The following is a 22893-nucleotide window of genomic DNA, read 5'->3' as shown; positions in this document are numbered from 1 at the left end:
CGAACACATCAGCACGAGCTTGTCGTAGTAGTTCATGAAGCCGTGGTAGCGCGACAGCGCGAACCCCGCTCCAGCGACCATCGCGAGCGCGAACAGCCAGTCGATTGCGTTAAGACGCTTGAGGAAGGGGCGTTCGTCGTACAAGCCGGCGGTGACGGCCAGAGCCGGCCGGGGCTTGGGTTGAGACGCGGAGACTTGTGTCAAATCCATGATGTTACCGAGTGGAATTCTGCGAACCGGAGGATGGCGGGGGCGCTTTTGTCATTTGGGAGCGCTTGCGTCATGGGACGGCTCGACCGTCGAATTCGTGGCCGAATTAGCCGCAGCCTCGTGCGCTGCGACGCCCAGCGTGGCCCCGACTGCCTCGCGCGTGCGCGCGAATTCTTTCTCGAAGTCGAGCGTCTTGCGCGCCGTCGACATCGCCATCACCACGGAAGTGCCCGTGGCGGTGTCCTTGAGCCAGAACCAAAGCCGCCGCTCGCGCACATAGAACATCGAAAAGATGCCGAGCACGAGCAACAGGCTGCCAAGATACACGACTTTTTTGCCGGGCGCGCGCGTCAACTGAAATACCGAAGCTTGCACCTGCTTATATGAGTCGAGCTGCAAGAAGACCGGCGATCCATACAAAAAGCTGTCAGATAGCGCGTTAATCGAGCTTTGGACGAAGCGGGTGGCGTCGGCATCGGGCTTCATTTCGGCCTCGCCTGCCTGTTCGCGCGCGATCTGCCAGAGGTCCCAGGTCGAGCCCTCGAGCATACGCAGCAGCAGCGACGCCGCCTTTTGCTGCTCGGTCTTTGGCACCGAGCGGTCGATAAAGGTTGCGACCGCCTGGAAGCCGCCGAGCGGACGTCCGTCCGCGCCGTTGCCGATGCCTATGTCCGCGCCCGCAAAAAGGGTAAGAACGCGCAGCGCGCTGTCCTGCAAATGGTCGCGCAACGCGGCGTTCTGATCGGTCACCGAGCGCTCGGCGAAGCGCTGCGCGGCCTGCGCGCGCAGCGCCGGATTGGCGAGTGCCGCGCGCAGCTGCATCCATTCCTTGAGCGTGCCGCCGCTGTCGGCAGGGATGCGCAGATAGCGGAACGGGTCGTTCGGCGTCGTGCGCATGCCGGCGAGGAACATGCGCTCGCCGTTCACGTCGACGGGCAGCATGTAGTTGTTGAATTCGCGCGCCTGGCCGTCGGTGCCGCGGATCTTGTACTGCATCGACGGGCCGACATTGTGCAGAGTCAGCGGATTCTGCGTCTTCGCGCCCGAGCCGAGCCGCTGGTCGAACTCTTCCGCAAGCGTCTTGTGCGCGACGCCGCGCACGTCGTTGCTGCCGTTCGCGTCCGTGACGTTCTCGACGTTGATCGCCCGGAAATCGCTGAATTCGACGGTCTGTCCGCTCGTGCCGGGAATTGCCGCCATCGACGCCCCCAGCGGCGCCGACGCGCCAATCGTGCCGCCGAACGGATGGGTCTTCGCGCTGTCCCCCACCATCGGCCAGGCGGTCATCGTCAATTGCGAGCCGCCGTCCTGGAAGCTCGATTGGTAGATCGATACGCCGTCGTACTCGAACGGCTTGTTCACCTCGACGCGCGCCGGAATCTCCTTGCCGGTCTTGTGATCGATCACGACGATATCGCTCGCGAAGAGCTTCGGCATGCCGGTCGAGTAGTAGTCGACGATGAACTTGTTCAACTGGATCGAGAACGGCAGGTCCTGAATCAGCGAACCGTTCGGCTGATTGAGGATCGCGGTCGACACGTGCTGCCCTTCCGGCACCCAGGCGTACCCGCGAAACGTCGGATTCGACGACGACAGGCGATGATTCGGCGTGATCTCGCTGATGACCGCGCTCGTGTCGACCGGCGTCTTGTTGAAAAGCCACATCTCGAGCTTGATCGGCAGGTTGCTGTCCAACAGGCCGCCGATGCAGATAATGACGATCGCGAGGTGCGCAAAGATATAGCCGATCCTCGTCATGGCGCCGCGCTTGGCCGCGATCAGCGTCGCGCCGTCGCTCTCGCGCGTGACGAACTTGTAGCCGAGCTTGCCGGAGAGCGTGCCGAGCGTCGCCGCGGTGTTCGCGCGGGGGGCGTGCACGCCGAACTCGGCCTTGTGATGGAACGCGCGCAGGCTGCCTTCGCGCACCTTGTCCTTCCAGCTCTTCAAGTCCGCGATCATCTTCGGCGCGTTGCGCAGCACGCACAGCGAGATCGACACGATCAGAAAGCCCAGAATCAACATGAACCACCACGAGCTGTACACGGTGTACAGGCTCAATGCACGGAAGATATCGGCCCAGAACGGACCGAACTGATTGACGTAGTTGGGATACGGATCGTCCTGAGTCAGCACCGTGCCGATGATGCTCGCGATCGAAAGAATCACGAGCAGAGCGATCGCAAACCGCATCGAGCTCAGCAATTCGACGGCGCTCTTGACGACCCGTTGGCCCGACTTCAACTCATAACCCGACGTGGTGACGCTCATTCAAACTCCGACTGACCAGCAAAAAAGGGTGAAGAGTCGTCGCCTTGAAGCGGCACCCCCACCCTTTTCTTGTTCTTGCCGGGCGTGCTCACCCGGCTTGATTGTCATTGGGCACGGCTAGTGCAGGCCCGCAATGTAGTCCGCGACTGCCTTGATTTCGGTCTCCGACAGGCGGGACGCGATCGCATGCATCGCTTCGTTGTTGTTGCGCGCCCCCGGACCTTGTTGGAACGCGGCTAGCTGAGCGACGGTGTAGTCCTGCCACTGCCCCGACAGACGCGGATACTGGATCGGCACCCCCTGCCCGGTCGGGCCATGGCAGCTTGCGCATGCCGGCACGCCCTTGTCCACGATGCCGCCGCGGTAAATCTGCTGCCCCAACGCGATCGTGCTCTTGTTGTGCGCGAACCCGGGTTTTGACGTTTGCGCCGCGAAATAGGCCGCGACGTTGATCACGTCCTGATCGGATAACGCACCGGCAAAGCCCGCCATGACGTCACTCTTGCGCACTGCGGCCTTCGCGCCGGGCTGCACTTTGAAATCCTTGAGCTGCTTGACGAGATATTCCTGATGCTGCCCCGCGAGCTTCGGGAAGGCGCCGGTGGCACTGTTGCCGTCCGCGCCATGACATGCGGCACAGACCTGCGTAGCAATTTGCTGACCCCGATTCAAATCCGGCCTGGCGGCTTCCGCCGCCCTCGACTGCCCTGCCAACCCCATCAAACCTGCTGCTACCGTTACTTGAAGCACCATCAGAGACTTGCACAGTCGATTCATTCGCACACCCGGTTTCGTCTTGTGAGAATTGAGTGCTCTCAACGACATCGCTCGCGATGCCGCCCCTTGCGGAGGCGAGGAAATCCACAACTGCGTCCGGCAATTTCCCCATGAGGTTCTGCAAAATACGACGGCGACCGATCTACCGCAAGGCCACGCGTTTGAGACGCACAAGCGCCCCTCTGGTCTTCAGTAAACCATCGTATTGTACAATAACTCGCTAATCGTCAAGGCGCCAGTCGGGCTTGTCCCGCATCCCTTCCCATCCATCCGGCGTCTCCTATTCTGGTTTCCCTCCATGGCCTTCCTGCTCCATCAAGCCCGCTTTTTCACGACCGTCAATCATCTGCGCGATCTGCCCCCGACAGCGCAGCCGGAGATTGCGTTCGCGGGTCGCTCGAATGCGGGCAAGTCGACGGCCATCAACGTCCTTTGCAATCAGAAGCGCCTCGCGTTCGCCAGCAAGACGCCTGGGCGCACGCAACATATCAATTACTTCTCCGTCGGCCCAGTCGCGGAACCGGTTGCCCATCTGGTCGACTTGCCGGGGTACGGCTACGCCGAAGTGCCCGGCGCCGCGAAGGCGCACTGGGAAGCGCTGCTGGCGACCTACCTTCAATCGCGTGCCCAATTGCGCGGCATGATTCTGATGATGGACTCGCGCCGCCCGCTCACCGACCTCGACCGGCGGATGATCGAGTGGTTCGCCCCGACCGGCAAACCGATCCACACGCTGCTCACGAAGTGCGACAAATTGACGCGTCAAGAGAGCATCAATGCTCTGCGCGCGACGCAGAAAGGCCTTAAGGAATATCGTGACGCCGGCTACGAGGGGGAACTGACTGCGCAGATCTTCTCGGCGCTCAAGCGCACCGGTCTCGAAGACGCGCACGAATTGATCGAAAGCTGGCTGCTGCCTGCAGAGAATGGCGACGCCGAGGCGCAATGACCGCCCGAATGTTGTGCGAGCAACTTTCCGTCGGCAGCCCTGGGTGAGATGCATCGTTCGCACATAAAAAAACCCGCCGACTTACGGCGGGTTAACAGCCTAATCGAAAAACGACAGGCACCCGCTCAGGGAGGAGAAGCGGGGAGCTCGGCGCCAAGCGCCTCGCTCGATCGCTATCATATACCATTGTCTCAATAAAAATTTGCCGGGGCCGAAGCAGTACTTTTCGCCACTCAAGACATTCAATATGAGCTTCTATCCGCATCATCGTCCCCGCCGCATGCGCCGAGACGACTTTTCGCGCCGCCTGATGCGCGAAAACCTGCTGACTACGAACGATCTGATTTATCCGGTATTCATCGTCGACGGGACGAACACGCGGCAAGCCGTGCCGTCGATGCCGGGCGTCGAGCGTGTGTCGGTCGACCTGTTGATGGGTGTCGCCGAGCAATGCGTCGAACTCGGCGTGCCGGTGCTGTCGCTCTTTCCGGCAATCGAGCCGTCCCTCAAGACGCCCGATGGCCGGGAAGCAGCGAATCCGGAAGGATTGATCCCACGCGCTGTTCGCGAGCTGAAGAAGCGCTTTCCGGAGCTCGGCGTGCTTACCGACGTCGCGCTCGACCCCTATACGAGCCATGGCCAGGACGGCGTGCTCGACGAAACCGGCTACGTGCTCAACGACGAAACGGTCGAAATTCTCGTCGATCAGGCGCGCGCTCAAGCCGAGGCCGGCGTCGACATCGTCGCGCCGTCGGACATGATGGACGGCCGCATCGGCGCGCTGCGTGAAATGCTCGAAAGCGAGGGCCACATCCACACTCGGATCATGGCGTATGCCGCAAAGTATGCGTCGGCGTTCTACGGCCCGTTCCGCGACGCGGTCGGTTCCGCCACGAACCTCGGCAAGAGCAACAAAATGACGTATCAGATGGACCCGGCCAACTCCGACGAAGCCTTGCGCGAAGTCCGCCTGGATATCGACGAGGGCGCGGACATGGTCATGGTCAAGCCGGGCATGCCGTACCTCGACATCGTGCGGCGCGTAAAAGACGAGTTTCGCTTCCCGACCTACGTCTATCAGGTTAGCGGCGAGTACGCGATGCTCAAGGCAGCCGCGCAGAACGGCTGGCTCGATCACGATAAGGTGATGATGGAGTCGCTACTCGGGTTCAAGCGCGCGGGCGCGGACGGCGTGCTGACGTATTTCGCGCTCGACGCGGCGCGGCTGCTGCGCGCGCAAAAGTAGTTCGAGCGACTTAATAGTTAGTAATTAGGAAGATAAACGGCGGCGCTCCGCAAGGCGTGCCGCCGTTTATCGTTTGGACAGAGTGAGCGGGCGATTGCAAAGGGCCGCCGTTCGAGTTTATCCGCGCTGAAAGCGGCGCCGGGCCTGCTTCAAACGTTCATGAAGCCTTCTCAGGATTGAGGTGCTGCGGCCCGGTCGAGACTGCGCAAAAACACATCCGCCGATTCATAGCCGACGACGCGCATTGTCTCGTTGCCGTTTTGATCGAAGAAGATGATTCCCGGTGGACCAAAGAGCTTGAAGCGCTTGAGCAGCGCCTGGTCGTCCTCGTTGTTCGCTGTCACATCGGAACGCAGGAGGTTCAGTTGCTGTAGGCGCGCATGCACGCGTGGGTCGCTGAACGTAAAGCGCTCCATTTCCTTGCAGCTGACGCACCAGTCCGCGTAGAAATCGAGCATCGCGGGACGCGCCGATGTCTTAAGCACCTGATCCAGCTCTCCGGTTGAGCGCACGGGCGCAAATGCCGGTTCTGCCTGCTGAGCGGCCACCGTCGGACCTGCCGCGGAGTGCGACGCGAGCACGGCAAGCGGCCGGAGCGGATCGTCCGACCCAGCCGCCAAGCCCACCAGGAGCACCGCCCCCCAAATCGCCAATGCCGCGCCAATGCCACGCCCCAAGCGGCGCCACACTGACGGACCACCAGCGTTCGGCGTGAACAGGCCAAGCGCCGCAGCGGCAATCAGGAGCCACAGTGCGCCGAGCAGCATTTGCGCCAAAACGCCAAGCACCGGCCAGACGATCCACAACGCCGCTGCGAGCAAGACAACGCCAAAGAAGACTTTGACCCCGTCCATCCACGCTCCGGCCTTCGGCAGGAACGTGCCCGCGCCCAGGCCGATAACCAGAAGGGGAACGCCAAGACCGATGCCCATCGAAAACAGCGCGGCACCGCCGAGCAGCGCACTGCCGGTGTGAGCGATGAACGCGAGCACAGCGAAGAGCGGCGCTGTCATGCACGCGCCGACGACCAGCGCCGATAACGCGCCCATCGCGGCCACAGCGGCGAACTTGCCTCCGGACCGCCGACCGGGCGCGCGTGACACACCGTCTTGCCAACGCTGCGGCAAGGCAATGTCGAAGCCCGCGATCAACGAGAGCGCGAACACCGTCAGCAGCACCGCGAACACCCCGAGTACCCACGGATTCTGCAACCATGCGCCCAGGCTCTGTCCGAGGAGCGCGGCGGCAACTCCGAGCGCGGTATAAACCAGCGCCATTCCGACGACATAGGAGAGCGACAATGCAAATCCGCGCGCTCGCGTCACCTTGGCCCCTTCGCCGATGATGATCGCCGAGAGGATCGGAATCATCGGGTACGAGCACGGCAGCAGGCTCAGCACTATCCCGGCGACGAAGTACAGGCCGACGATCGCGAGAAAACCACCGCCTTGGAGCAGCGACTGCGCGTAGTCGGCGCTCGTTGCGCGTTCGTACCACGGGGCCTGATCCGTCGCTGCCGTTACCGCCGGCGCCGCGCCCACGGCTGCGGCATGCAGCGCGGCCCCGTCGACGCGAAACATGTGCTCCGCCGGCGGATAACAAATGCCCGCATCGGCACAACCTTGCGACGTCACAGCCAATTCGAACGGACCCGCAGCCTGTTTGACCGGGACGCGGAACGTCAGGTCGTTGCGGTAGGTTTCGACATTCTTCTGGAAGGTCGTGTCGAACTTCACGTGCCCCGCAGGCAACTGCGGATCGCCAAGCGTCGCGGTACCGCTTTTCACGGCAAACGCAAAGCGCTCGCGGTACATGTAGTAACCGTCGGCGATTTTGAAGTGGACGACGACCTCGCCCGGCTGTTCGCTGGCGCTGAACTTGAACGCTACCGACGGATCAAGGAAGTCGTCGGCAGCACGCGCAGACGACGCTATTCCGACGAAAGCGCACAGGCAGGCAATGAGTAAGACCAGGAAACGCGCAGCTACCTGTGCGCGTCCGCGAAAGACGTTAGACATGGATAGGATGTTGTGTTTCGGCTGAGACCCACTGTCCGTAAGCCGCCGATGCAGTAGCCTGCCAAGACAGGATTTCGGGGGTCTCGTACGGATGGTTCGCCTGGATGAATTGTTCGAGTTCGAGCGAGCGCGCGGCACTCGTCTTGAAAAGCATCTGGATCTCTTCGGTGGATTCGATTTTGCCTTGCCAGTGATAGCGGGAGCGGACAGTCCCCAATTTGGTGACACAAGCAGCCAAGCGCGCGTTCAACGCGCCGTCCGCGAGCTTCTGCGCCGAGTCAGAGTCGGGCAGCGTGGTCAGCATCAGGATCACATTCTGGGTCACGGAATCTCCTGCAAGAACGGCCGTTCAGGCACGCATATCGTACACCCCGATACGCAGCGCCGCTTCAATCGGATTCACCACGGTGTCCAAAACGACGGACATCGCCTCATGCCGCCCAAAAGCAAAAAGGGCCAAGCCTGCGCTTGACCCCTTTCTAACCTACGCCGAGACGCTTATTCAGCCTCTTGGACGTTTTCCGCTTCCACCGGTTCCGGACGGTCGAGCAGTTCGACCAGTGCCATCGGCGCGTTGTCACCAACACGGAAACCGAATTTGAGAATACGCAGGTAGCCGCCCGGACGGTTCGCGAAACGCGGACCGAGCACGTCGAACAGCTTCGTGACCGAGTCACGATCGCGCAGGCGGTTGAACGCCAGACGACGGTTTGCCAGCGACGGCTTCTTGCCGAGCGTGATCAGCGGCTCGACGACTTTACGGAGTTCCTTCGCCTTCGGCACCGTGGTCTTGATGACTTCGTGCTCGATCAGCGAGTTGGACATGTTACGGAGCATTGCCAGACGGTGGCTGCTCGTGCGGTTCAGTTTCCGCAGGCCATGACGGTGACGCATTTCAATTTCCTTGATTCAAAGTTTTGATCCAGCTCTTCTATCGCCTTCGCTCTCGAGATGAGCGGCAAAGTGCACGGGCCGGTAGTGAAAAAGGCAAGACGCGGATTTTAAAGGAAAATCCGCGTCGTCGCCAGTCGCGGGAAAACTCCCGAATTACTTGTCCAACCCAGCCGGCGGCCAGTTTTCGAGCTTCATGCCGAGCGTCAGGCCACGCGAAGCGAGCACTTCCTTGATCTCGTTCAACGATTTGCGGCCGAGGTTCGGGGTCTTCAGCAGTTCGTTTTCCGTACGCTGGATCAGATCGCCGATGTAGTAGATGTTCTCGGCCTTCAGGCAGTTCGCCGAACGAACCGTCAGCTCGAGATCGTCCACCGGACGCAGCAGGATCGGATCGATCTGCGGCGCACGCGACGGCGCTTCCGCCGCAGCTTCGGTGCCTTCCAGCGCAGCGAACACCGACAGTTGGTCGACCAGAATACGCGCCGATTGACGGATCGCTTCCTCCGGCGAGATCACACCGTTGGTTTCGATGTTCATCACGAGCTTGTCCAGGTCGGTACGCTGCTCGACGCGCGCGCTTTCCACGGCGTAGCTCACGCGGCGAACCGGCGAGAACGACGCGTCCAGCACGATACGGCCGATGATCTTGGCCGTTTCTTCGCCGTAGCGGCGCACGTTGCCCGGCACATAGCCGCGGCCCTTTTCGACCTTGATCTGCACGTCGAGCTTGCCGCCTTTCGACAGATGCGCAATCACATGATCCGGGTTGATGACTTCGCAGTCGTGCGCGAGCTCGATGTCGCCGGCAGTGACGACACCTTCGCCTTCCTTGCGCAGCGTAACCGTCACTTCGTCACGGTTATGCAGCTTGAACACCACGCCCTTCAGGTTCAACAACAGGTTGACTACGTCCTCTTGCACACCATCGAGCGTCGAGTACTCATGCACGACGCCTGCGATCGTCACTTCGGTCGGCGCATAGCCCACCATCGACGACAGCAATACGCGCCGAAGCGCGTTGCCCAAGGTGTGGCCGTAACCGCGTTCGAACGGTTCCATGACCACTTTCGCGTGGCTCTCGCCCAGCGATTCTACTGCGATGATCTTGGGCTTCAACAAACTGGTTTGCATAGGTAGGTTTTCCTTTTCAATACCCTCGGCTCGTTACACCGATAAGGCTGACCGGTAACAACCTGAAAATAAACAGCCGAGGCAACCCCTTGCACGACGCAATCAGGGTACCCCGGCCATTAATCCGATTAGCGCGAATACAATTCGACGATCAGGCTTTCGTTGATATCGCCGCCGATGTCTGCGCGATCCGGCATTTGCTTGAACGTGCCCTCGAACTTCTTCGAGTCGACAGCAACCCAGCTCGGCATGCCGCCTTGCTCGGACAGCGACAGCGCTTCGAGAATACGCGCTTGCTTCTTCGCTTGTTCGCGCACGGCCACCACATCGCCCGCCTTCACTTGCAGCGACGGGATGTTGGCGACTTGGCCGTTCACGACGATCGCCTTGTGGCTCACGAGCTGACGTGCTTCTGCACGCGTCGAGCCGAAACCCATGCGGTACACGACGTTGTCGAGGCGCGATTCGAGCAATTGCAGCAGGTTTTCACCCGTGTTGCCCTTGCGGCGGTCCGCTTCGGCGAAGTAACGGCGGAACTGGCGTTCGAGCACGCCGTAGATGCGCTTCACTTTTTGCTTTTCGCGCAGCTGCGTGCCGTAGTCGGACGTACGGGCGCCCGAGGTGCGGCCATGTTGACCGGGCTTGCTGTCAAGCTTGCACTTGTCAGCGAGCGAGCGACGGGCGCTCTTCAGGAAGAGATCGGTGCCTTCACGGCGGGACAGCTTGGCTTTAGGGCCGGTATAGCGTGCCACGTTGCATTCCTTCTATATTTAGTCACGCAAACTTCCGTCTGCGCTAGTTCGTACCCTTTGGGTCGAACGGTGGGCTTAGTCAATCAATGCGCAAACAGCCCGTCGACGCCGGCATTTCCGAACCGGCGTCAACAGGCAATTCGCAAATGCGCGTCTTAGATACGACGACGCTTCGGCGGACGGCAGCCGTTGTGCGGGACAGGCGTCACGTCGGAGATCGCGGTGATCTTGATGCCAAGACCATGCAACGCGCGCACCGCCGATTCACGGCCCGGGCCCGGGCCCTTGATCCGCACTTCGAGGTTCTTCACGCCGTATTCCATCGCCACGCGGCCAGCCGACTCGGCCGCGACCTGAGCTGCAAACGGCGTCGACTTACGCGAGCCCTTGAAGCCTTGGCCACCCGATGTCGCCCAGGCAAGCGCGTTGCCTTGACGATCGGTGATCGTGATGATGGTGTTGTTGAACGACGCGTGAACGTGAACCACGCCCTCGGCGACGTTCTTCTTGACCTTCTTGCGAACGCGTTGCGCCGCGGAGTTGTTCGAAGCCTTAGCCATTACGTTTTCCTGTAACTGTCAGTCCCGCTTACTTCTTCAGCGATTGCGCTGCGCGGCGCGGACCCTTGCGCGTGCGGGCATTCGTCCGAGTACGCTGGCCACGCAGGGGCAGGCCCTTACGATGGCGCACGCCGCGATAGCAGCCGAGGTCCATCAGGCGCTTGATGTTCATCGTCACTTCACGGCGCAGATCGCCTTCGACGACAAATTTGCCGACTTCTTCACGTAGCTTTTCGAGGTCTGCGTCGGTCAAATCCTTGACCTTCTTCGAGAATTCCACGCCAGCCGCTCCGCAAATATCGCGCGCGCGCGTGCGGCCGATACCGAAGATCGCCGTCAGACCGATTTCGGTATGCTGGTGGTTCGGGATGTTAACCCCTGCAATACGAGCCATTGTTTTTCCTCAAACAAAAAGCGCAAGCAAAAGCGCGGCGTTCAGCCTTGACGCTGTTTGTGGCGCGGATCAGAGCTGCAAATCACGCGCACAACGCCTTTGCGCTTGATGATCTTGCAATTGCGGCAAATGCGCTTAACCGATGCCATCACTTTCATGATATTACCCTTTTTTCAAATCACTTCGCCCGGAACACGATCCGCGCACGCGACAGATCGTAAGGCGTCAATTCAACCGTCACCTTGTCGCCGGGCAAGATCCGGATGTAGTGCATCCGCATCTTTCCGGAAATATGCCCCAACACGACATGGCCGTTCTCCAGCTTCACCCGGAAGGTAGCATTAGGCAGGTTTTCGATGACCTCGCCCTGCATCTGGATTACATCGTCCTTGGCCATAAGTCCTTTAACGCACCGGGATGTTGCCGCCCTTGAAATTGGCTTTCTTCAGCAGCGATTCATACTGTTGCGACATAACGTACGACTGCACTTGCGCCATGAAGTCCATCGTGACGACGACAATAATCAGCAGCGACGTTCCACCAAAATAGAACGGCACGTTCCAACGCAGCACCAGAAACTCCGGCAGCAAGCAGACGAACACGATATAGATCGCACCGGCCAGCGTGAGACGCGTCAGAATGCGGTCGATAAAGCGTGCAGTCTGGTCACCCGGACGGATACCGGGAACAAACGCACCACTCTTCTTCAGGTTGTCGGCCGTTTCCCTGCTGTTGAACACCAGTGCGGTGTAGAAAAAGCAGAAGAAGACGATCGCCAACCCGTACAGCAACACGTACACGGGCTGGCCGGGCTTCATTGCTTCGGCAACGTTGTGCAGCGTGTCGGCGAACCAGCTGTCACGCGACCCCGTACTGAACCAGTTCAGGATAGTTGCCGGGAACAGGATGATCGACGACGCGAAGATCGGCGGAATCACACCCGACATGTTCAGCTTCAGCGGCAAATGCGACGACTGTCCGCCGTAAATCTTGTTGCCTACCTGGCGCTTCGCGTAATTCACAAGGATCTTGCGCTGGCCGCGTTCGATGAACACCACCAGATACGTCACGCCAGCAATCAGTGCGACGATGATGATCGCCGAGACCGGACCCATCGAACCGGTTCGCACCAGCTCGAACAGCCCGCCGATTGCGTTCGGGAAGCCCGCCGCAATCCCACCGAAGATGATGATCGAGATACCGTTGCCCAGGCCGCGTTCCGTGATCTGCTCGCCGAGCCACATCAGGAACATCGTACCGGTCACGAGCGTCACGACCGTCGTCAAACGAAACACCATGCCCGGATCGATCACCAGGCCCGGCTGGTTCTCAAGCGCAACGGCAATACCGAACGCCTGGAACGTGGCCAGCACCACTGTGAAGACCCGCGTGTATTGCGTAATCTTCCGCTGCCCCGCCTGCCCTTCTTTCTTCAGCGCTTCAAGCTGCGGCGAGACGATCGCCAGCAACTGCATGATGATCGACGAGGAGATGTACGGCATGATCCCCAGTGCGAAAATCGTGAATCGCGAAAGAGCGCCACCCGAGAACATGTTGAACATGCCAAGGATGCCGCCGGCCTGGCTTTGGAACAGCTTTGCCAGCTGATCCGGGTCGATGCCCGGCACCGGAATATGCGCGCCGATGCGATAGACGACTAGCGCCAACAGCAGGAACACTGCACGCCGGCGGAGATCGCCAAACTTCGCCGTGCTTCGACCGGGTTTTGCGAGACTCGGGTTATTAGCCAAGTTCCTTCTCCGATGCAAATGCTATTGACGGCAATCGGCTCTCGACTGCGCCACTTACTCGGCGAACAAGCCGCCCGCTGCTTCGATTGCAGCGCGCGCACCCTTCGTCGCACCCAGACCCTTCACGACGATCTTGCGAGTGATCTCGCCCGTCTTGATGATCTTTGCGCTCTTGATCAGCTCCCCGACCAGGCCGGCTTGCTTCAGAGCCAGCAGATCGATTTCGTCGACCGGCAGCGCTTGCAGATCCGCGAGGTCCACTTCACCGACGAATTCCTTCGTGAGCGACGTGAAGCCACGCTTCGGCAGACGGCGTTGCAGAGGCATCTGACCGCCTTCGAAGCCGACCTTGTGGAAGCCGCCCGAACGCGATTTCTGACCCTTGTGACCGCGGCCTGCGGTCTTGCCCAGGCCGGAGCCGATGCCGCGACCCACGCGACGCTTCGCGTGCTTCGCGCCTTCTGCCGGCTTCAGGTTATTCAATTCCATTATCAACTCCTTGATTGCCCGAAGCGCTTAACCGACGACCTTAACAAGGTACGAAACCTTGTTGATCATGCCGCGCACAGCCGGCGTATCTTGCAGTTCGCTGACCGAGTTGAGTCGGCGCAGGCCCAGGCCACGCACCGTCGCGCGATGCGATTCGCGGGTCCCAATCAGGCTCTTGACGAGCTGAACTTTGACAGTTTTTTCAGACATGGTGACCACCTAGGCTTAGCCCAAAATTTCTTCGACGGACTTGCCGCGCTTCGCCGCGATGTCGCCCGGGGTGGACTGCTTGCGCAGGCCGTCGAGCGTTGCGCGCACGAGGTTGTACGGGTTCGTCGAACCGTGGCTCTTCGCCACAACGTTCTGCACACCCATCACATCGAACACTGCGCGCATCGGGCCGCCGGCGATCACACCGGTACCGTCCTTCGCCGGAGCGAGGAGGACCGACGATGCGCCATGCTTGCCGTGCACTTCGTGTTGCAGCGTACCGTTCTTCAGCGGCACCTTGAACATGTTGCGGCGGGCTTGTTCCATTGCCTTCTGGACAGCGACCGGCACTTCCTTCGCCTTGCCCTTGCCCATACCGACGCGGCCATCACCGTCGCCAACCACGGTCAGTGCGGCGAAGCCGAGGATACGGCCGCCCTTCACCACCTTGGTCACGCGGTTGACCGAGATCATTTTTTCGCGAAGGCCGTCGTCGCGTTCGTCAGCCTGAACTTTCGCTTGCATCTTTGCCATGACGAATTCTTCCCTTAGAACTTGAGCCCGGCTTCGCGCGCGGCATCAGCCAGCGCTTTCACGCGGCCGTGGTAGCGGAAACCCGAGCGGTCGAAGGCGACGGATTCGACACCGGCGGCCTTGGCCTTTTCTGCGATACGCTTGCCGATCAGGGTCGCAGCAGCAATGTTGCCGCCCTTGCCCGACTTATCGGCGAGTTCCGCACGCACTTCGGCTTCGAGCGTCGAGGCGCTGGCGAGCACCTTGGTGCCGCACGGCGAGAACACTTGCGCATAGATATGCGTGTTCGTGCGGTGCACAGCAAGGCGCGCGACTTGCAATTCAGCGATCTTGATACGCGTCTGACGAGCGCGGCGCAGGCGAGATTGAGTCTTATCCATGATTGCGCACCCTTACTTCTTCTTCGTTTCTTTGAGGATCACAACCTCGTCGGCGTAGCGCACACCCTTGCCCTTGTAGGGCTCAGGCGGACGGTAGCCGCGCACTTCGGCTGCGACTTGGCCGACTTGCTGCTTGTCGATCCCCTTGATCACGATTTCCGTTTGCGACGGGGTTTCAGCCTTCACGCCTTCCGGCATCTGGTGCACCACCGGGTGCGAGAAACCCAGCGACAGGTTGAGCTTGTCGCCTTGCGCTTGCGCACGATAACCAACGCCAACCAGCGTCAGCTTGCGCTCGAAACCCTTGTTGACGCCGTGCACCATGTTCGCAACGATTGCGCGCATCGTGCCCGACATCGCATTTGCTTCGCGGCTTTCGTCAACCGGCTCGAACTTCAGCGTGCCGTTGTCGTTCACCACCTTCACCAGCTTGTTCCCAGCTTGCGAGATCGTGCCCAGCTTGCCCTTCACCGTGATGAGGGCGTCGCTCAGGGTCACCTCGGCGCCTTCCAGCGCGATCGGGCTTTTACCTACTCGAGACATGTTTCTCTCCCCTTCGGCCTTAAGCGACGTAGCAGATGACTTCGCCGCCCACGCCATTCGCGCGCGCCTTGCGATCAGTCATCACACCCTTGGGCGTCGATACGATCGCCACGCCAAGGCCGTTCATGACCTGCGGGATCTCGTTACGACCGCGGTACACGCGCAGACCAGGCTTCGAGACGCGCTCGAGGCGCTCGATAACAGGACGGCCCGCGTAGTACTTCAACGCAATGTTCAATTCCGACTTCGCGCCTTCGGACTTCACCGCGAAATCATCGATATAGCCTTCGTCCTTCAGGACCTGCGCAATCGCAACCTTGACTTTCGACGAGGGCATCGTCACCGAAATCTTCTCGACCATCTGCGCATTGCGGATGCGAGTCAGCATATCGGCGATAGGATCACTCATGCTCATTTATGTTTCTCCTATTACCAGCTCGCCTTGGTCAGGCCAGGGATCTCGCCGCGGAATGCGATTTCACGAATCTTGTTACGCGCCAGTCCGAATTTGCGGAAGGTGCCACGCGGACGGCCCGTGATCGCGCAGCGGTTGCGCTTGCGAGTCGGGTTCGAGTTACGCGGCAGTTGTTGCAATTCCAGACGAGCAGCATAGCGCTCTTCTTCCGACTTGCTTTGGTCGTCGATGATCGCCTTCAGCGCCGTGCGCTTCGGTGCGAACTTCGCCGCAAGGCGGGCACGCTTCTTTTCACGTTCGATCAGTGCCAGTTTAGCCACGGTAACCTCAGTTTCTGAACGGGAACTTGAAGCTGGCGAGCAGTGCCTTTGCTTCGTCGTCGGTCTTCGCGGTCGTCGTGATGCTGATGTTCAGCCCACGCAACGCGTCGATCTTGTCGTAATCGATTTCGGGGAAAATGATCTGCTCTTTCACACCGATATTGTAGTTGCCACGACCATCGAACGCACGACCCGACACGCCACGGAAGTCGCGCACGCGGGGGAGCGCAACCGTCACGAAACGATCGAGGAATTCGTACATTGCCTGGCCGCGCAGCGTGACCATCGCACCGATCGGATAACCCTGGCGGATCTTGAAGCCGGCGATTGCCTTGCGGGCCTTCGTGATGACAGGCTTCTGGCCGGCGATCTTCGTCAGGTCGCCAACGGCGTTTTCGATGATCTTCTTGTCGGCGACGGCTTCGCCAAGACCCATGTTCAGGGTGATTTTGGTGATGCGCGGCACTTCCATCACGGACTTGTAACCGAACTTCTCGATGAGGCCGGGTACAACCTTCTCTTTATAAAATTCTTGCAAACGAGCCATTTTTTACTCCGCAGCGTCAGGCGCTCAGCTCGGCACCGGTCGTTTTCAGGAAGCGAACCTTCTTCTCGCCCTCAACCTTGATGCCCACACGCGAGGCCTTGCCATTCGCGTCGACCAGAGCGACGTTCGAAATATGCAGCGGCATCGTCTTGGCTTCCACGCCGCCCGTCGTACCTTTCATCGGGTTCGGCTTCACATGCTTCTTGACGAGGTTGATGCCCTCGACCGTCACACGATCGTCGCCCACAGCCAGCACGACACCGCGCTTGCCCTTGTCCTTGCCGGTGATGACGATGACTTCGTCACCCTTGCGAATCTTGTTCATCGCGACTCCTTACAGCACTTCCGGCGCCAGCGAAACGATCTTCATGAATCGTTCGCTACGCAACTCACGCGTGACCGGCCCGAAGATGCGGGTGCCGATAGGCTCGAGCTTGGTATTCAAAAGCACGGCGGCGTTGCCATCGAACTTGATCAGCGAACCGTCTTGACGACGCACGCCCTTGGCGGTGCGAACCACCACGGCATTGTAGATTTCGCCTTTCTTCACGCGCCCGCGCGGCGTTGCCTCTTTGACGCTCACCTTGATGATGTCGCCGATATTGGCGTAACGACGCTTCGAGCCGCCGAGCACCTTGATGCACATGACTTCACGCGCACCCGTGTTGTCGGCCACTTCAAGCCGAGTTTCGGTCTGGATCATGGTTTATCTTTCCCAACTTAATCCGATTGCACCACCATAGCGCATCCGGTCAGTCTTGGTCCCGTCAGCCGTGCTGCATTGCTCAGCTGCTTGGGTCAGAACAGCAGCGACGGCAAACGAAACCCGCCATCGCAATCAGGTGAATCCTTCGGAGAGGCATGGCGCCCACCCGCTTCCCCCACCCACTTCGCCCGCGACGGGGCTCCCATAAAGAGGGAAGACCGAGATTATAACAAATAACCCCGGTCTCGCAAGCGAAATCTACTGCGATTTCAACTACTTCTACCGATCAAGCTGCCTTCGCCTTAGATGACGCGGGCGGCTTCAACCAGACGGGACACGGTCCAGGCTTTCGTCTTCGAGATCGGACGGGTTTCCTGGATTTCGACGAGATCGCCCTCATTGTACGTGTTCGCGTCGTCATGCGCGTGGTACTTCTTCGAGCGCACGACGTACTTCCCGTAGATCGGGTGCTTCACGCGGTGCTCGACCAGCACGGTAACAGTCTTGTCCATCTTGTTGCTGACGACCTTGCCGACCAGCGTCCGCTTGAGCGAGGTTTTTACGCTATCGTTCATTTCTGGTTCGCCTTCTCAGTCAGGACGGTCCGCACACGTGCGATGTCGCGACGGACTTTCTTCAACTGGCTCGTGTTCGTGAGCTGCTGAGTCGCGAGTTGCATGCGCAGGCCGAATTGCGCCTTCAACAGGTCCGACAGCTCTTTGTTGAGCGCGGCCTTATCTTTTTGGTGAAGTTCGGAAGCCTTCATCATTTGCTCCTTAGGCGCCGAGCTGACGCACGATGAAGGTCGTCTTCAGCGGCAGCTTCGCTGCAGCCAGACGGAACGCCTCACGCGCCAGCTCTTCGGTTACGCCGTCCATTTCGTACAGCATCTTGCCCGGTTGAATCTCGGCAACGTAGTACTCAGGGTTACCCTTACCGTTACCCATCCGCACTTCAGCCGGCTTTTGCGAGATCGGCTTGTCCGGGAAAATGCGAATCCAGATGCGGCCACCGCGCTTGATGTGACGTGTCATTGCACGACGCGCCGCTTCAATTTGTCGCGCGGTCAGACGGCCACGACCGATAGCCTTCAGGCCGAATTCACCGAACGACACGGCGTTGCCGCGCGTCGCGATACCGGTGTTACGACCCTTCTGCTCTTTGCGATACTTCCTGCGTTTCGGTTGCAGCATCGTTATTCTCCAGTCTTGCCGTCGCCACCGGCGCCGCCAGCACCACCGCTACGACGCGGACCACCGCGACGAGCACCTGCCGGCGCACCTTCGCCATCGCGACGCGGGCGGCGATCGCCACCCGGACGTGCATTGCGGCGCGGACGCTTTTCTTCGGCGACTTCTTCCACCACCGGCGCATCGTTGCGGCCCAGGGTATCGCCCTTATAGACCCACACCTTCACGCCGATGATCCCGTACGTCGTCTTCGCTTCCGAGGTTGCGTAGTCGATGTCGGCACGCAACGTGTGCAGCGGCACGCGGCCTTCGCGATACCACTCGGTACGAGCGATTTCAATACCGTTCAGACGGCCGGCGCTCATGATCTTGATGCCTTGAGCGCCAAGACGCATCGCGTTTTGCATCGCACGCTTCATCGCGCGGCGGAACATGATCCGGCGCTCGAGCTGTTGCGTGATCGAATCGGCGATCAGTTGAGCATCGGTTTCCGGCTTGCGGATTTCCTCGATGTTCACGTGGACCGGAACGCCCATGCGCTTTTGCAGCTCGGACTTCAGCAGTTCGATGTCCTCGCCCTTCTTGCCGATAACGACACCTGGACGCGAGCTGTAAATCGTGATGCGCGCGTTCTTCGCCGGACGCTCGATGACGACGCGGCCAACCGAAGCGTTCTTCAGCTTCTTCTTCAGGTATTCACGAACACCGATGTCTTCCTGCAACATCGCCGCGAAATTGTTGTTGTTCGCGTACCAACGCGACGCCCAATTGCGGCTGACGGCCAAACGGAAGCCAGTCGGATGAATTTTCTGTCCCATCGTATGACCCCTTAATTCCCGACCGTCACAGTGATGTGACAGGATTGCTTCTCAATGCGGTTGCCGCGGCCTTTCGCGCGCGCGGTGAAACGCTTGAGCGACGCAGCCTTGTCGACGTAGATGCTCGTGATCTTGAGCTCGTCGATATCGGCGCCTTCGTTGTGCTCCGCATTCGCGATCGCCGACAGCACGACCTTTTTCACGATTCCCGCAGCCTTCTTCGGCGAGAACGTCAGAACGTTCAGCGCCTTGTCGACCGGCAAACCGCGGATCTGGTCAGCCACAAGGCGCGTCTTCTGCGCCGAGATGCGGGCACCGCGATGAATTGCTTTCACTTCCATCTTGATTGCCCCTTATTTCTTGGCCTTCTTGTCGGCCGCGTGACCCTTGAACGTACGGGTCAATGCGAACTCGCCAAGCTTGTGGCCGACCATGTTTTCCGAGATGTACACCGGAACGTGTTGACGGCCGTTGTGAACGGCGATCGTCAGACCGATGAAATCCGGGAGGATCGTCGAGCGACGCGACCAGGTTTTGATCGGTTTCTTGTCGCGCGTAGCTGCAGCCGCCTCAACTTTCTTCAGCAAATGGGCGTCGCAGAACGGACCTTTTTTGATTGAACGTGCCATTGCCTACTCCTTAACGCTTGTGACGGCGCTGGACGATCATCGTCGTCGTGCGCTTGTTGCTGCGGGTGCGATAGCCCTTCGTCGGCGTGCCCCACGGGCTCACCGGATCGCGACCTGCTGCCGTCTTGCCTTCACCACCACCGTGCGGGTGATCGACCGGGTTCATAGCAACGCCACGCACCGTCGGACGGATACCGCGCCAGCGGTTCGCGCCTGCCTTGCCGATTTGACGGAGGCTGTGCTCTTCGTTGCCCACTTCACCGATCGTCGCTCGGCATTCGATGTGAACTCGACGGATTTCGCCCGAACGCAGACGGACCTGAGCGTAGGTACCTTCGCGAGCCAGCAGCATGGCCGACGTACCAGCCGAACGCGCCATTTGCGCGCCCTTGCCCGGCAGCATCTCGATGCAGTGGATCGTCGTACCGACCGGAATATTGCGGATCGGCAGCGTGTTGCCTGCCTTGATCGGTGCTTCCGAGCCGGACATCAGCTGCTGGCCCACCGCCACGCCCTTCGGCGCAATGATGTAGCGGCGTTCGCCGTCGGCGTACAGGACGAGCGCGATGTTCGCGCTACGGTTCGGGTCGTACTCGAGACGCTCGACCTTGGCCGGAATGCCGTCCTTCGTGCGACGGAAATCGATGACGCGGTAGTGCTGCTTGTGACCGCCGCCTTGATGACGCGTCGTGATGTGACCGTTGTTGTTACGGCCGGCAGCCTTGCTCTGCGTTTCGAGCAGCGGTGCGAACGGCTTGCCCTTGTGCAGATCCTTGTTGACGACCTTCACCATCGCGCGGCGACCCGGCGAGGTCGGCTTAACTTTCACGATTGCCATGATTACTTGGCCTCCGCTTCAAAGTTGATTTCCTGGCCGGGCTTCAGGCAGACGTACGCCTTCTTCACGTCCTTGCGCTTGCCCATGAAGCGGCCGAAGCGCTTGGCCTTGCCCTTCATGTTCAGCACGTTGACGGAATCGACTTCCACCTTGAACAGCAGTTCGACCGCAGCCTTCACTTCCTGCTTCGTGGCATCGGGCGCGACTTCGAACACGACTTGCTCGTTCTTGTCGGCCACCAGCGTCGCCTTTTCGGAGATCACCGGCGCGAGCAGGACCTGCATCAAACGATGATCGTTCTTGCGAATCTCGCTCATGACAGCAACTCCTCGATCTGGGCGACCGCAGCCTTCGTGATCAGGACCTTCTTGAAGTAGATCAGCGACAGCGGGTCGGCGTAACGCGGCTCGACAACCGCCACATGGGCGAGGTTGCGCGACGCGAGGTAGAGGTTCTCGTCGACCGTGTCGGTGATGACCAGCACGGAATCGAGACCCATGGCCTTGAATTTTTCAGCCAGCAGCTTGGTCTTCGGCGCTTCGAGGACGATGTCCTCGACGACCGACAGACGGCCTTCGCGGGCCAGCTGCGAGAAGATCGAGCAGAGACCTGCGCGATGCATCTTCTTGTTGACCTTGTGCGAGAAGTTTTCTTCCGGCGAGTTCGGGAAGATGCGACCACCGCCGCGCCACAGCGGGCTCGACGACATACCGGCACGAGCGCGGCCCGTACCCTTTTGACGCCACGGCTTCTTGGTCGTGTGCTTGACTTGCTCACGGTCCTTTTGCGCGCGGTTGCCGCTGCGTGCGTTGGCTTGGTAAGCCACGACGATCTGGTGGATCAGCGCTTCGTTGTAGTCGCGGCCGAACACGGCGTCCGACGCGGTCACACCTGCACCTTCCTGACCGTTTGCGTTCAGGAGCTTAAGTTCCATTATTTCGCTCCTTTCACGGCACGCGCCTTGACAGCCGGCGTCACGAAAACCTTGCCGCCCTTCGCACCCGGAACGGCACCCTTGACCAGCAGCAGCTTGCGTTCTGCGTCGATGCGAGCGATTTCGAGGTTCTGCACCGTCACCGTCTCGTCACCCATGTGGCCGGTCATGCGCTTACCCGGAAACACACGGCCCGGATCCTGCGCCATACCGATCGAGCCCGGCACGTTGTGCGAACGCGAGTTACCGTGCGAAGCACGGCCCGAACTGAAGTTATAGCGCTTGATGGTACCGGCGTAACCCTTGCCGATCGACACGCCTTGCACGTCGATTTTCTGGCCGACTTCGAAGAGGTCGACACCGATCACGGCGCCGGCGGACAGCTCGGCAGCCTTCGCTGCATCGATCTTGAATTCTTTGAGGACTTCACCGGCTTGAACGCCGGCTTTGGCGAGATGACCTGCCAGCGGCTTCGTCACGCGCGAAGCACGACGTTCACCGAATGCAACTTGAACGGCGGTATAACCATCCGTTTCAACAGTCTTGATCTGCGTCACGCGGTTGTCGGACACGTCCAGCACGGTGACGGGAATCGAATCCCCTTCAGCCGTGAAGATACGGGTCATGCCAACCTTGCGACCTACGAGTCCAAGGCTCATCGTTTTCTCCATTCCCGACTGCGATTGGTCGGGGCTAATTTACAAAATGCCGACGATTTTCAGCCCAACTGCACGAAACCAGCTGAACCATTCCGCCGACTTTTTTGCGCAAATGCGCGAAAAGCTTTGCATTATAGCGAGGCCTTTCGTTTTCCGCAAGCAATCAAAGACTTAGCGCCGTCAGCGTGAGCCGGCGGCGCCTGGAAGCCTTATTGCAGCTTGATCTCCACGTCCACCCCGGCCGGCAGGTCGAGCTTCATCAGCGCGTCGACGGTCTTGTCCGTCGGGTCGACGATGTCCATCAGGCGTTGGTGGGTACGGATTTCGAGCTGATCGCGCGACGTCTTGTTGACGTGCGGCGAACGCAGGATGTCAAAACGCTGAATGCGGGTCGGCAGGGGCACCGGACCGCGAACGATTGCGCCAGTCCGCTTTGCCGTATCGACGATTTCGGCCGCCGATTGATCGATCAGACGATAGTCGAATGCTTTCAGGCGAATGCGGATTTTCTGGTTCTGCATGACGATTCCTTGGAAAGAGCGAGGCGGTCTTGCACCGCCGGATTAAAAAGAACGTGAGGCCGGAGGCTCCGCGGGGAGCGGGCGCCCGACCCCGGGCACCACTTCTACAACTTGCTTCAACAGCAAACGAACAATTTTACTCGATGATCTTGGCGACGACACCGGCGCCGACGGTACGGCCACCTTCGCGGATTGCGAAGCGCAGACCTT

36 protein-coding genes and 1 pseudogene are annotated in these 22893 nt (G+C 60.1%); 2 read left to right on the top strand and 35 right to left on the bottom strand.

The window, feature by feature from the left end; translation table 11 throughout:
• From J3489_RS35145 to J3489_RS35135, 3 genes and pseudogenes are all read right to left on the bottom strand, one after another.
• Nucleotides 1–210: pseudogene (locus J3489_RS35145) on the bottom strand (c-type cytochrome biogenesis protein CcsB); the annotation flags it as partial.
• A 51-nt stretch (nucleotides 211–261) separates the two neighbouring features.
• Nucleotides 262–2478 carry a cytochrome c biogenesis protein ResB gene (locus tag J3489_RS35140; RefSeq protein WP_207005413.1) on the bottom strand — a complete coding sequence of 739 codons (2217 nt, stop codon included), beginning with the start codon at nucleotides 2476–2478 and terminating at the stop codon, nucleotides 262–264.
• Nucleotides 2479–2595: 117 nt separating this feature from the next.
• Nucleotides 2596–3255, bottom strand: a complete 660-nt coding sequence (locus J3489_RS35135) for a c-type cytochrome (RefSeq protein WP_207005415.1) — start codon at nucleotides 3253–3255, stop codon at nucleotides 2596–2598.
• 298 nt (nucleotides 3256–3553) lie between these two features.
• On the opposite strand from J3489_RS35135, the gene yihA reads away from it, so the two are divergent.
• Nucleotides 3554–4204 carry a ribosome biogenesis GTP-binding protein YihA/YsxC gene (yihA, locus tag J3489_RS35130; protein ID WP_207005411.1) on the top strand — a complete coding sequence of 217 codons (651 nt, stop codon included), beginning with the start codon at nucleotides 3554–3556 and terminating at the stop codon, nucleotides 4202–4204.
• 247 nt (nucleotides 4205–4451) lie between these two features.
• Nucleotides 4452–5450, top strand: a complete 999-nt coding sequence (gene hemB, locus J3489_RS35125; RefSeq protein WP_207005410.1) for a porphobilinogen synthase — start codon at nucleotides 4452–4454, stop codon at nucleotides 5448–5450.
• Nucleotides 5451–5620: 170 nt separating this feature from the next.
• On the opposite strand, the gene dsbD is transcribed toward hemB, so the two are convergent.
• The 32 genes from dsbD to J3489_RS34965 form a co-directional block, all read right to left on the bottom strand.
• Nucleotides 5621–7468, bottom strand: a complete 1848-nt coding sequence (gene dsbD / locus J3489_RS35120; RefSeq protein ID WP_207005409.1) for a protein-disulfide reductase DsbD — start codon at nucleotides 7466–7468, stop codon at nucleotides 5621–5623.
• On the bottom strand, nucleotides 7461–7793 hold the full coding sequence (cutA, locus tag J3489_RS35115) for a divalent-cation tolerance protein CutA (protein WP_309491477.1): 333 nt from the start codon (nucleotides 7791–7793) through the stop codon (nucleotides 7461–7463). The genes dsbD and cutA overlap by 8 nt, the downstream gene beginning before the upstream one ends.
• Before the next feature lie 173 nt (nucleotides 7794–7966).
• Entirely contained in the window at nucleotides 7967–8362 is a 396-nt protein-coding gene (rplQ, locus tag J3489_RS35110; protein ID WP_207005408.1) for a 50S ribosomal protein L17, read from the bottom strand.
• A 153-nt stretch (nucleotides 8363–8515) separates the two neighbouring features.
• A complete protein-coding gene (locus J3489_RS35105) occupies nucleotides 8516–9493 on the bottom strand; it encodes a DNA-directed RNA polymerase subunit alpha (RefSeq protein ID WP_207005406.1) in 978 nt (325 codons plus the stop codon).
• A 128-nt stretch (nucleotides 9494–9621) separates the two neighbouring features.
• Nucleotides 9622–10245: a 30S ribosomal protein S4 gene (rpsD, locus tag J3489_RS35100; protein WP_207005405.1), complete on the bottom strand. Its 624-nt coding sequence runs from the start codon at nucleotides 10243–10245 to the stop codon at nucleotides 9622–9624.
• Nucleotides 10246–10400: 155 nt separating this feature from the next.
• A complete protein-coding gene (gene rpsK, locus J3489_RS35095; RefSeq protein ID WP_006052224.1) occupies nucleotides 10401–10805 on the bottom strand; it encodes a 30S ribosomal protein S11 in 405 nt (134 codons plus the stop codon).
• A gap of 28 nt (nucleotides 10806–10833) precedes the next feature.
• The gene (gene rpsM / locus J3489_RS35090) at nucleotides 10834–11199 is read right to left on the bottom strand and encodes a 30S ribosomal protein S13 (RefSeq protein ID WP_207005404.1); all 366 of its coding nucleotides are present in this window, start codon (nucleotides 11197–11199) and stop codon (nucleotides 10834–10836) included.
• Between the two features lie 41 nt (nucleotides 11200–11240).
• Complete coding sequence (gene rpmJ, locus J3489_RS35085) at nucleotides 11241–11357, bottom strand: 50S ribosomal protein L36 (RefSeq protein ID WP_004199844.1); 117 nt, start codon at nucleotides 11355–11357, stop codon at nucleotides 11241–11243.
• A gap of 20 nt (nucleotides 11358–11377) precedes the next feature.
• Nucleotides 11378–11596 (bottom strand): translation initiation factor IF-1, encoded by a 219-nt coding sequence (infA, locus tag J3489_RS35080; RefSeq protein WP_004521905.1) that lies wholly within the window; start codon nucleotides 11594–11596, stop codon nucleotides 11378–11380.
• A 7-nt stretch (nucleotides 11597–11603) separates the two neighbouring features.
• A complete protein-coding gene (gene secY / locus J3489_RS35075) occupies nucleotides 11604–12950 on the bottom strand; it encodes a preprotein translocase subunit SecY (protein WP_207005403.1) in 1347 nt (448 codons plus the stop codon).
• A 54-nt stretch (nucleotides 12951–13004) separates the two neighbouring features.
• Nucleotides 13005–13439: a 50S ribosomal protein L15 gene (gene rplO, locus J3489_RS35070; protein ID WP_207005402.1), complete on the bottom strand. Its 435-nt coding sequence runs from the start codon at nucleotides 13437–13439 to the stop codon at nucleotides 13005–13007.
• A 27-nt stretch (nucleotides 13440–13466) separates the two neighbouring features.
• Nucleotides 13467–13649 carry a 50S ribosomal protein L30 gene (gene rpmD / locus J3489_RS35065; protein ID WP_207005401.1) on the bottom strand — a complete coding sequence of 61 codons (183 nt, stop codon included), beginning with the start codon at nucleotides 13647–13649 and terminating at the stop codon, nucleotides 13467–13469.
• Between the two features lie 15 nt (nucleotides 13650–13664).
• Entirely contained in the window at nucleotides 13665–14183 is a 519-nt protein-coding gene (rpsE, locus tag J3489_RS35060; protein ID WP_207005400.1) for a 30S ribosomal protein S5, read from the bottom strand.
• Nucleotides 14184–14197: 14 nt separating this feature from the next.
• Nucleotides 14198–14563: a 50S ribosomal protein L18 gene (gene rplR, locus J3489_RS35055; RefSeq protein ID WP_137334056.1), complete on the bottom strand. Its 366-nt coding sequence runs from the start codon at nucleotides 14561–14563 to the stop codon at nucleotides 14198–14200.
• Nucleotides 14564–14575: 12 nt separating this feature from the next.
• Complete coding sequence (gene rplF / locus J3489_RS35050; RefSeq protein ID WP_207005399.1) at nucleotides 14576–15106, bottom strand: 50S ribosomal protein L6; 531 nt, start codon at nucleotides 15104–15106, stop codon at nucleotides 14576–14578.
• Between the two features lie 19 nt (nucleotides 15107–15125).
• Nucleotides 15126–15521 carry a 30S ribosomal protein S8 gene (rpsH, locus tag J3489_RS35045; RefSeq protein WP_207005398.1) on the bottom strand — a complete coding sequence of 132 codons (396 nt, stop codon included), beginning with the start codon at nucleotides 15519–15521 and terminating at the stop codon, nucleotides 15126–15128.
• Between the two features lie 14 nt (nucleotides 15522–15535).
• A complete protein-coding gene (rpsN, locus tag J3489_RS35040) occupies nucleotides 15536–15841 on the bottom strand; it encodes a 30S ribosomal protein S14 (protein ID WP_137334059.1) in 306 nt (101 codons plus the stop codon).
• A 7-nt stretch (nucleotides 15842–15848) separates the two neighbouring features.
• Nucleotides 15849–16388 (bottom strand): 50S ribosomal protein L5, encoded by a 540-nt coding sequence (gene rplE, locus J3489_RS35035; protein ID WP_006052214.1) that lies wholly within the window; start codon nucleotides 16386–16388, stop codon nucleotides 15849–15851.
• Between the two features lie 16 nt (nucleotides 16389–16404).
• On the bottom strand, nucleotides 16405–16713 hold the full coding sequence (gene rplX / locus J3489_RS35030; RefSeq protein ID WP_207005397.1) for a 50S ribosomal protein L24: 309 nt from the start codon (nucleotides 16711–16713) through the stop codon (nucleotides 16405–16407).
• Nucleotides 16714–16722: 9 nt separating this feature from the next.
• Nucleotides 16723–17091: a 50S ribosomal protein L14 gene (gene rplN / locus J3489_RS35025; protein WP_012402188.1), complete on the bottom strand. Its 369-nt coding sequence runs from the start codon at nucleotides 17089–17091 to the stop codon at nucleotides 16723–16725.
• Between the two features lie 305 nt (nucleotides 17092–17396).
• A complete protein-coding gene (rpsQ, locus tag J3489_RS35020) occupies nucleotides 17397–17669 on the bottom strand; it encodes a 30S ribosomal protein S17 (RefSeq protein ID WP_102611090.1) in 273 nt (90 codons plus the stop codon).
• A complete protein-coding gene (rpmC, locus tag J3489_RS35015; protein WP_075159014.1) occupies nucleotides 17666–17860 on the bottom strand; it encodes a 50S ribosomal protein L29 in 195 nt (64 codons plus the stop codon). Before rpmC ends, rpsQ begins: the two co-directional genes overlap by 4 nt.
• Before the next feature lie 10 nt (nucleotides 17861–17870).
• Entirely contained in the window at nucleotides 17871–18287 is a 417-nt protein-coding gene (gene rplP / locus J3489_RS35010) for a 50S ribosomal protein L16 (protein ID WP_121281878.1), read from the bottom strand.
• Nucleotides 18288–18289: 2 nt separating this feature from the next.
• Nucleotides 18290–19102 carry a 30S ribosomal protein S3 gene (gene rpsC, locus J3489_RS35005; RefSeq protein ID WP_207005396.1) on the bottom strand — a complete coding sequence of 271 codons (813 nt, stop codon included), beginning with the start codon at nucleotides 19100–19102 and terminating at the stop codon, nucleotides 18290–18292.
• Nucleotides 19103–19113: 11 nt separating this feature from the next.
• Complete coding sequence (gene rplV, locus J3489_RS35000) at nucleotides 19114–19443, bottom strand: 50S ribosomal protein L22 (protein ID WP_007730533.1); 330 nt, start codon at nucleotides 19441–19443, stop codon at nucleotides 19114–19116.
• A gap of 12 nt (nucleotides 19444–19455) precedes the next feature.
• Complete coding sequence (gene rpsS, locus J3489_RS34995) at nucleotides 19456–19731, bottom strand: 30S ribosomal protein S19 (protein ID WP_207005395.1); 276 nt, start codon at nucleotides 19729–19731, stop codon at nucleotides 19456–19458.
• Between the two features lie 10 nt (nucleotides 19732–19741).
• Nucleotides 19742–20569, bottom strand: a complete 828-nt coding sequence (gene rplB, locus J3489_RS34990; protein ID WP_207005394.1) for a 50S ribosomal protein L2 — start codon at nucleotides 20567–20569, stop codon at nucleotides 19742–19744.
• 2 nt (nucleotides 20570–20571) lie between these two features.
• Entirely contained in the window at nucleotides 20572–20886 is a 315-nt protein-coding gene (gene rplW / locus J3489_RS34985; RefSeq protein ID WP_207005393.1) for a 50S ribosomal protein L23, read from the bottom strand.
• On the bottom strand, nucleotides 20883–21503 hold the full coding sequence (rplD, locus tag J3489_RS34980) for a 50S ribosomal protein L4 (protein WP_207005392.1): 621 nt from the start codon (nucleotides 21501–21503) through the stop codon (nucleotides 20883–20885). The genes rplW and rplD overlap by 4 nt, the downstream gene beginning before the upstream one ends.
• Nucleotides 21503–22162 carry a 50S ribosomal protein L3 gene (gene rplC, locus J3489_RS34975; protein WP_137334065.1) on the bottom strand — a complete coding sequence of 220 codons (660 nt, stop codon included), beginning with the start codon at nucleotides 22160–22162 and terminating at the stop codon, nucleotides 21503–21505. Before rplC ends, rplD begins: the two co-directional genes overlap by 1 nt.
• A 209-nt stretch (nucleotides 22163–22371) precedes the next feature.
• Nucleotides 22372–22683, bottom strand: coding sequence for a 30S ribosomal protein S10 (gene rpsJ / locus J3489_RS34970; RefSeq protein WP_006998489.1), 312 nt, complete (start codon nucleotides 22681–22683; stop codon nucleotides 22372–22374).
• 136 nt (nucleotides 22684–22819) lie between these two features.
• Nucleotides 22820–22893, bottom strand: a 74-nt coding sequence (locus J3489_RS34965; protein WP_202814033.1) for an EF-Tu C-terminal domain-related protein, incomplete at its 5' end; no start/stop codon positions are given.

Origin of the sequence: Trinickia mobilis, assembly GCF_017315705.1 — a bacterium.
GTDB lineage: Bacteria > Pseudomonadota > Gammaproteobacteria > Burkholderiales > Burkholderiaceae > Trinickia_A > Trinickia_A mobilis.
This window is presented reverse-complemented; position numbering and strand designations above follow the sequence as displayed.

Bases quoted from the DNA above. Each gene is read 5' to 3' on its own strand.
- J3489_RS35140 (WP_207005413.1), bottom strand. From the start codon at position 2,478: ATGAGCGTCACCACGTCGGGTTATGAGTTGAAGTCGGGCCAACGGGTC.
- J3489_RS35135 (WP_207005415.1), bottom strand. From the start codon at position 3,255: ATGAATCGACTGTGCAAGTCTCTGATGGTGCTTCAAGTAACGGTAGCA.
- yihA (WP_207005411.1), top strand. From the start codon at position 3,554: ATGGCCTTCCTGCTCCATCAAGCCCGCTTTTTCACGACCGTCAATCAT.
- hemB (WP_207005410.1), top strand. From the start codon at position 4,452: ATGAGCTTCTATCCGCATCATCGTCCCCGCCGCATGCGCCGAGACGAC.
- dsbD (WP_207005409.1), bottom strand. From the start codon at position 7,468: ATGTCTAACGTCTTTCGCGGACGCGCACAGGTAGCTGCGCGTTTCCTG.
- rplQ (WP_207005408.1), bottom strand. From the start codon at position 8,362: ATGCGTCACCGTCATGGCCTGCGGAAACTGAACCGCACGAGCAGCCAC.
- J3489_RS35105 (WP_207005406.1), bottom strand. From the start codon at position 9,493: ATGCAAACCAGTTTGTTGAAGCCCAAGATCATCGCAGTAGAATCGCTG.
- rpsK (WP_006052224.1), bottom strand. From the start codon at position 10,805: ATGGCTAAGGCTTCGAACAACTCCGCGGCGCAACGCGTTCGCAAGAAG.
- rpsM (WP_207005404.1), bottom strand. From the start codon at position 11,199: ATGGCTCGTATTGCAGGGGTTAACATCCCGAACCACCAGCATACCGAA.
- rpmJ (WP_004199844.1), bottom strand. From the start codon at position 11,357: ATGAAAGTGATGGCATCGGTTAAGCGCATTTGCCGCAATTGCAAGATC.
- infA (WP_004521905.1), bottom strand. From the start codon at position 11,596: ATGGCCAAGGACGATGTAATCCAGATGCAGGGCGAGGTCATCGAAAAC.
- rplO (WP_207005402.1), bottom strand. From the start codon at position 13,439: ATGGAATTGAATAACCTGAAGCCGGCAGAAGGCGCGAAGCACGCGAAG.
- rpmD (WP_207005401.1), bottom strand. From the start codon at position 13,649: ATGTCTGAAAAAACTGTCAAAGTTCAGCTCGTCAAGAGCCTGATTGGG.
- rpsE (WP_207005400.1), bottom strand. From the start codon at position 14,183: ATGGCAAAGATGCAAGCGAAAGTTCAGGCTGACGAACGCGACGACGGC.
- rplR (WP_137334056.1), bottom strand. From the start codon at position 14,563: ATGGATAAGACTCAATCTCGCCTGCGCCGCGCTCGTCAGACGCGTATC.
- rplF (WP_207005399.1), bottom strand. From the start codon at position 15,106: ATGTCTCGAGTAGGTAAAAGCCCGATCGCGCTGGAAGGCGCCGAGGTG.
- rpsH (WP_207005398.1), bottom strand. From the start codon at position 15,521: ATGAGCATGAGTGATCCTATCGCCGATATGCTGACTCGCATCCGCAAT.
- rplE (WP_006052214.1), bottom strand. From the start codon at position 16,388: ATGGCTCGTTTGCAAGAATTTTATAAAGAGAAGGTTGTACCCGGCCTC.
- rplX (WP_207005397.1), bottom strand. From the start codon at position 16,713: ATGAACAAGATTCGCAAGGGTGACGAAGTCATCGTCATCACCGGCAAG.
- rplN (WP_012402188.1), bottom strand. From the start codon at position 17,091: ATGATCCAGACCGAAACTCGGCTTGAAGTGGCCGACAACACGGGTGCG.
- rpsQ (WP_102611090.1), bottom strand. From the start codon at position 17,669: ATGAACGATAGCGTAAAAACCTCGCTCAAGCGGACGCTGGTCGGCAAG.
- rpmC (WP_075159014.1), bottom strand. From the start codon at position 17,860: ATGAAGGCTTCCGAACTTCACCAAAAAGATAAGGCCGCGCTCAACAAA.
- rplP (WP_121281878.1), bottom strand. From the start codon at position 18,287: ATGCTGCAACCGAAACGCAGGAAGTATCGCAAAGAGCAGAAGGGTCGT.
- rpsC (WP_207005396.1), bottom strand. From the start codon at position 19,102: ATGGGACAGAAAATTCATCCGACTGGCTTCCGTTTGGCCGTCAGCCGC.
- rplV (WP_007730533.1), bottom strand. From the start codon at position 19,443: ATGGAAGTGAAAGCAATTCATCGCGGTGCCCGCATCTCGGCGCAGAAG.
- rpsS (WP_207005395.1), bottom strand. From the start codon at position 19,731: ATGGCACGTTCAATCAAAAAAGGTCCGTTCTGCGACGCCCATTTGCTG.
- rplB (WP_207005394.1), bottom strand. From the start codon at position 20,569: ATGGCAATCGTGAAAGTTAAGCCGACCTCGCCGGGTCGCCGCGCGATG.
- rplW (WP_207005393.1), bottom strand. From the start codon at position 20,886: ATGAGCGAGATTCGCAAGAACGATCATCGTTTGATGCAGGTCCTGCTC.
- rplD (WP_207005392.1), bottom strand. From the start codon at position 21,503: ATGGAACTTAAGCTCCTGAACGCAAACGGTCAGGAAGGTGCAGGTGTG.
- rplC (WP_137334065.1), bottom strand. From the start codon at position 22,162: ATGAGCCTTGGACTCGTAGGTCGCAAGGTTGGCATGACCCGTATCTTC.
- rpsJ (WP_006998489.1), bottom strand. From the start codon at position 22,683: ATGCAGAACCAGAAAATCCGCATTCGCCTGAAAGCATTCGACTATCGT.